The organism is uncultured Oribacterium sp., assembly GCF_902481605.1.
GTDB lineage: Bacteria > Bacillota > Clostridia > Lachnospirales > Lachnospiraceae > Oribacterium > Oribacterium sinus.
Window position 1 is genome coordinate 1 of sequence record NZ_CABSXI010000090.1, and the last position, 6949, is coordinate 6949.

3 protein-coding genes are annotated in these 6949 nt (G+C 43.0%); all 3 read right to left on the minus strand.

The window, feature by feature from the left end; all coding sequences use genetic code 11:
• Positions 1 to 672, minus strand: a 672-nt coding sequence (locus tag RDQ32_RS10420; protein WP_308580405.1) for a phosphate acyltransferase, incomplete at its 3' end; no start/stop codon positions are given.
• Positions 673 to 1853: 1181 nt separating this feature from the next.
• Positions 1854 to 3947, minus strand: coding sequence for an elongation factor G (locus RDQ32_RS10425; protein ID WP_308580407.1), 2094 nt, complete (start codon positions 3945 to 3947; stop codon positions 1854 to 1856).
• Positions 3948 to 4055: 108 nt separating this feature from the next.
• The coding region (locus tag RDQ32_RS10430) for a PolC-type DNA polymerase III (RefSeq protein WP_308580408.1) at positions 4056 to 6949 on the minus strand (2894 nt) is incomplete at its 5' end.

Consider the following 6949-nt stretch of genomic DNA (forward strand, 5'->3'; position numbering starts at 1 on the left):
TACAACGGAACAGTTTCCTTCTACAATATCCCGGGCCTCTACGGAACCGATAAAGTTTAAGTCTTTTTCCTCCTTACACTTTTCCATGGCAGCCTTCACCAGAGCATTTCCCTTTTCTTCTTCCGCCCCGATATTTACTAGGCCTACCGTGGGAGAGGAAACTCCCAGCATTTCCTTCATATAGATGGCACCCATCTTGGCAAACTGTACAAGCCACTCCGGATGGGCATCTACATTGGCACCGCAGTCCGTAAGAAGGGTTACACCCTGTCTTGTGGGCATTAAAGCCGCAAGGGGAGGACGCAATACCCCCTTTTCTCTTCCGACAATCAGCTGTCCTCCGGCTAAAATTGCTCCGGTGGAACCGGCAGAAAGAAAGGCCTCTGCCTCTCCCTCCTTAACCGCCTTCATTCCCCTAACAATGCTGGAGTCCTTTTTTCTCCGAATGGCCATAACCGGAGACTCATGCAAGCTGATATTCTCGCTACAGGGAATAATCTCAATTCTTTCTTTATCATATTGGTATTTGGCACATTCTTCCTGAATGGCTTTCTCCTCTCCATAGAGAAGAAGCTTGGTATTCGGGCAGGAAGAAAGGCTGTCAATTGCCCCTTTTACAATGGCAGAAGGCGCTAAGTCCCCTCCCATGGCATCAATGGCTATACGAATCATATTCACCTCATCTGAAAAACATTATTTCTTCTTAAGGAATCAGAAATATGATAGAGTATTCTTGATTTTATGTCAATTGTAAGCAACAAGCCATTTCTTGCTAGATTACTGTTAAGTAATCGTTGGCAACTCCAGTATACAGACTAATGAATGTCTCAATTTTTGTGAAGAGAAAAAAGATGACGGGTTATTGACCATTTACATAAAAAAACAGTAAACCGACTTGATTTACTGTTTTTTTTTATTAAAATATTTTTTTCTGAAATATATTTGATCAAAGCAAATTATTATTAATTCATAGAATCAAACGCACTTTTTGCGAATAATCGTTACTCTAACTATTTTCATCTTTCTTTAAATTGGCTTTCTTAAAAAATGCAAAAGATATTTTACAAACCAAATAAGTAACCCAAAATACTATGATTGTATCGTTAGAAATGAAGTTCTTTAAGCTCCATGTTCTATCGGTAAAATATGCTATCATAAAGCTTGTTAGCATTTGTACTACCAGTATTAAAAGTGCACGTAATATCTCCTTTTTCGCAAATTTCATACTTTAATGTCCCCATCGTTTACTGAATGACCAAGAACCCACATACTGTGTTCTCGCCGAATCTAAATAATATTTGTTTTCATATCTAGTATAAATTTTATCCACGCTGTGGCTTGTATATATATCACTTGTCACATATAAATAATTCGGCAAAGTCGTCGCTCCTGCCTTCTTCTAATAGCTATTTCCCTATTTTGAAGTAAATTAATACAATCTTAAATTACATTTTTCTCAAGTGATATCCAATAAATTTACTACATCCCGAATTTGTTATAATTAACTTATTTGAAGTTTATCATTATTGTAGTTTATTTTCAAGTATTTACTGCTAAATTTTGAAATATTTTTTACACACGTTTTGTCCTATAACGCTCATTTCCTCCTTGTAAATATAAAAAAAGGTAGCCAAAACTATAGCTACCTTTTTTTATATTTGGTTTGAAATGCAATTCTAACTCTTATGGTATATTTTTCTGCCCACTATAATCATCAAAAGAATAATAAGAGTATACACAAAAAACCCAAGTACTCCTCTTGGTTTCCAAACATAAAATACATAAGAAAGAGCAAACCCTACCACTACGACTATAATGGGATATATTATCTTAAGTATTGTAAGCATTTCTTTTTATTCTTCCATCATCTTCTTGGACTCTTCCACTACACGATTCTGGATATCTCCGGGAGCCTGCTCATAACGCACGAAGTAGAAGGAAAAGCTTCCTGCTCCTCCGGTCATGGAGCGAAGGTCAGTATTATAAAGATAGAGGTTACTCATGGGAAGCTCAGCCTCAACCAGCTGCTTTCCGTCTCTAAGGGCGGTCATACCCAAAATCTTTCCTCTACGCTTATTCAGATCTCCCATAATATCTCCGGTAAAGGCATCCGGAACAGTAACATTCAGGTGTGCAATCGGCTCTAAGAGTATGGGGCTTGCCTGAAGGAAAGCATCCTTAAAAGCCATGGAAGCCGCTGTCTTAAAGGCCTGCTCGGAGGAGTCTACCGGGTGGTAGGAGCCGTCCAACAAGGTGGCATTGACACCTACAACAGGATATCCTGCCAAAGGTCCCTTCTTGCAGGACTCTGCAATTCCCTTTTCAACAGCCGGGAAATAGTTCTTCGGTACAGCACCGCCGAAAACCTGCTCTTTAAAAGTATAGGCCTGGTCATAGTCAAAGCTTGGAGAGAATTCCATAACAACATCTCCATACTGTCCGTGTCCACCGGACTGCTTTTTATATTTACCCTGAACCTTTACGGTCTTCTTAATAGTCTCACGATAAGCAAAGCGTGGCTTTTCCAAATCAATAGAAACATTATATCGATCCTTTAATCGGGAAGCCAAAACCTCTAACTGCTGTTCTCCGATAGCGTAAATTAAGCTCTGTCTGTTTTCCGGGTCAGCCTGTAATCTGATGGTTCTATCCTCGTCCATCATCTTCTGTAAAGCAGTGGAAAGTTTATCCTCATCCGCCTTTTGCTCTGCACGATAAGCCATAAAGGTAAAGGGCTCGGAAAGCTTGGGTCCATGATAAAGGATGGGGGCATTACGAACAGAAATGCTGTCTCCGGTTTCACTGATATTTAACTTCGCTACTGCACCGATGTCTCCACTCTTTAGCTCAGGCACTTCAATAGGGGTATTTCCCCGAAGAAGATAGAGCTTTCCCACCTTTTCCATGCTTTCTTTATTTACATTGTAAATTTCAGAATTGGCCTTTAATACACCGGTACAAATCTTAAATAGACTGTATTTTCCAAGGAAAGGATCTGCGATGGTCTTCCAAATCTTTGCACTGAGGCTCTTATCAGACTGATACTTCGCTCTAAAGTGTTCTCCGGTAGAAGCATCCACACCGATGGATTCCAAGGACTCGGGAGAGGGGAAGTATTTCTCCAAAACCTGAAGCAATACATTAAAGCCCTGCACATTTGGCCCGGATCCCATCAGCACCGGAGCAATCTTGCAAGCTTCTACATTCTCCCGTAAAGCCGCCTGAATCTCTTCTACCGTAAACTCTTCTCCGGCAAAATACTTCTCCATCAGTTCATCGGAGCTTTCCGCTACTGCCTCCAGCAAGGCGGAACGGGCAATGGTTAAGTGCTTCTCCACATAGTCGGGAATAGGACAAGCCTCATATTCATTCATCTTTGTAAAGCGTCTTCCGGCCATCTTTACCACGTTTACAAAGCCCACGAATTTCTCATTTTCACGGATAGGAAGCTGGAAAGGTGCTACAGACTTACCGAACTGCTTTTCCAGATCCAAAACCAGCTGTCTGAAGGAAGCCTTGTCATCATCCATATTGCTGACAAAGAAAAGTCTGGGAAGAGCATTGGCTTCGCACAGCTCCCAGGCCCGTACCGTTCCCGGCTCAATTCCCGCCTTACCGTTTACCACGATAATTGCCGCATCTGCCGCAGAAACAGCTTCTTCAACCTCTCCTACAAAATCGAAGTATCCGGGAGTATCCAAAATATTCATCTTCAGCTCTCCGGACTCTCCCTTATACTCGATAGGAATCACGGAAGTGGAAATGGAAAACTTCCGCTTCTTTTCTTCTTTATCAAAGTCAGACAGGGTGTTCCCGTCATCAACACTACCCATTCTATTAATTCCAGAAGTTACATAAGCTAATGCTTCTGCAATGGTGGTTTTTCCGGCACCTCCATGACCTAAAAGAACTACGTTACGAATACTGCCGGTTTCATAAACTTTCATAGATCCTTCCTCCTATTTCTAACAATGCAGTCTATTGCATGTCACAAGATATATAGTTGTATTGTATATGAAAAAAGGCAATATTACAAGAAAATCCGTTGTTTTGTATTATAAGTCAAAGAGGGACATCTGATTGGATAGGGGAATGTCACCTAGAAGCCCCAATTCATGGAATTTGTCTGCAAAGGCCTTGGGACAGTGGGTTCTTTGGATAAAATCATCCTTGGAGAGGTATTTTCCGTATTTTGCTCCCTCTTCCAATCCCTGGGCCACCGCCTCTCCCAAACCGGCAATACAACTAAAGGAAGGCATAATCTCTCCCTTTTCCGTGATTTGGAAGTCCTTTGCCTTCGCCTTGTAAATGTCCAGAGGGGCAAATTGAATCCCTCTGGCATACATTTCCTCGCAAATCTTCATATCCCGAAGACAGAGTTGATCTGTTGCGGAAAGCTTCTCTCTGGAAGAATACTCCTTGATATGAAAACGAAGCTTCTCCACACCGAAGCACATCTTATCAAAATCAAAACCGTCCGCTCTAACCGTATAATAGGCGGTATAGTATTCCTTAGGATAGAAAACCTTACAATAGGCCACACGATAAGCCATCATAACGTAAGCCGCCGCATGGGCCTTGGGGAACATGTACTTGATTTTTTTACAGGCATCAATGTACCACTGGGGCACCCCATGCTCCAGCATATGCTCGCACCACTCGTCCTTTAAGGGCTTATGCTTTCTGGTGGCCTCCATAATATTAAAGCTTTCTCCCGGCTCCAAGCCCATGTGCATCAAATACACCATGATATCGTCACGACAGCAAATGGCTTCTCTCAGGGTGGTAACCCCGTTTAGGATGAGATCCTGAGCATTATTCAGATAAACATCTGTTCCGTGGGAAAGTCCGGAAATACGAATCAGGTCGGAAAGGTATTTCGGCTTGGTGTCCTGTACCATTTGCATAGCAAACTGGGTACCAAACTCCGGAATCCCCAGACAGCCCAATTCCACCCCCTGAATATCTGCCGGGGAAATGCCTAAAGCTTCCGTGGATTGGAACAAGGACATCACTTCAGGAGAATCCAAGGGAATATCCTTTACCGGATCCAAGCCCGTTAAATCCTGTAGCTTTCGTATCATGGTGGGGTCATCATGTCCCAGAATATCCAATTTCAAAAGGTTATGGTCAATCTTATGGTAGTCAAAATGGGTGGTAATAATGGGGCTTTCCGTATCATTGGCAGGATGCTGTACCGGTGTAAAGGTGTTGATATCCTCTCCATGGGGAAGCACCACAATACCGCCGGGATGTTGTCCGGTGGTTCTTCTGATTCCGGTAATTCCCGCTACCAGACGATTCAGCTCCGCAGTTCTCTTCTTTTCTCCCCGCTCTTCATAAAATTTCTTAATCATACCATAGGCGGTTTTTTCCGCTAAAGTACCGATAGTTCCCGCCTTGTAGGTATTTTCCTCTCCAAAAATGGCTCCGGTATAGGCATGGGCTCTGGCCTGATACTCTCCGGAGAAGTTTAAGTCAATATCCGGCTCCTTATCTCCGTCAAAGCCCAGGAAGGTTTCAAAGGGAATATCAAAGCCCAGACGATTTAATACCGTACCGCAGTGGGGACAGATTTTACTTGGCATATCATAGCCCGCCATACCGGAATAGGACTTTACCTCCTCCGAGTCAAAGTCCGTGTAATAGCATTTAGGGCAGACATAATGAGGCGGCAAGGGATTTACCTCGGTAATATGGGCCATGGTAGCGGCAAAGGAGGAACCGACGGAACCTCTGGAGCCTACCAGATAGCCGTCCTCATTGGACTTATCCACCAGCTTTTGGGCAATAATATACATCACGGAATAACCGTTGGAGATAATGGAATTTAATTCCGTCTCCAAGCGGTTTTCTACCATTTCCGGAAGCTTGGGTCCATAGATTTTATGGGCAGTCTCATAACAAATTTGTCTTAGGGTTTCGTCTGAATGTTCAATAATCGGAGGACACTTGTCGGGACGAACAGGCTTTATCGGCTCACACATTTTCATGATCTTCAAAGGATTGTCAATGACCACCTGCTTTTGGGTATTGCTGTCCAGATAGGAAAATTCCTCCAGCATCTCCGTGGTACTTCTAAAAAAGAGTCTTGCTTCTCCTTCCTCATCTGTCATTCCCTTTGTAGCCAGAACGATTCTCCGAAGAACATCATTTTCCTCATCCGCATAATGGGCATCACAGGTAGCACATACCGGCTTTTTCAACTGTTCTCCCAAGGCAATAATCTTCTTATTATAGGCAATCAAATCCTCTTCCGTTTCTGCGGAAAAACGATCTGATTCCAGCATATAGGCATTATTCCCTAAAGGTTGAATTTCCAGATAATCATAGAAAGAGGCAATCTCCAAAAGCTGCTGGTCATCCGCCCCTCGCACCATAGCCTGAAAAAGCTCTCCGCTGGAACAGGCTGAGCCGATAATCAGTCCTTCCCGATATTTTTTCAGCAAAGACTTGGGAATTCTCGGCTTCATTCGGAAATACTGCAAATGGGACAGAGAAACCAGACGATAGAGGTTAATTCTTCCAATATCATTTTTTGCCAGCAGGATAATATGGTAGCTGGGGAGCTTTCGTACCTTCCCCACCTGATCCACCTCCAGACTGTCGATTTCCTCTAAGGAGCTAACGCCTCTTTGCTCTAAAAGCTCTAACTCTTTTAGATAAATTCTTGCAGTAGCCTCCGCATCATCCACCGCTCTATGGTGATGCAAAAGCTCAATCTTCAATTCCTTTGCCACAGTATCCAGCTTAAAACGACTTAGTCTTGGTAAAAGCAGGCGGGACAAGGCCACCGTGTCAATCACCGGTGCTGAAAAAGGAAGATTTAAAGCCTTTGCCTTAGTACTGACAAAGTGGTAGTCAAAGTCCGCATTATGAGCCACCAAAATCGCATCCTTGGCAAAGTCCAGAAATTGTGGAAGTACCTCTTCGATTCCCTTGGCATCCA

Coding starts and splice junctions, on each gene's coding strand:
- RDQ32_RS10425 (WP_308580407.1), bottom strand. CDS start 3,947: ATGAAAGTTTATGAAACCGGCAGTATTCGTAACGTAGTTCTTTTAGGT.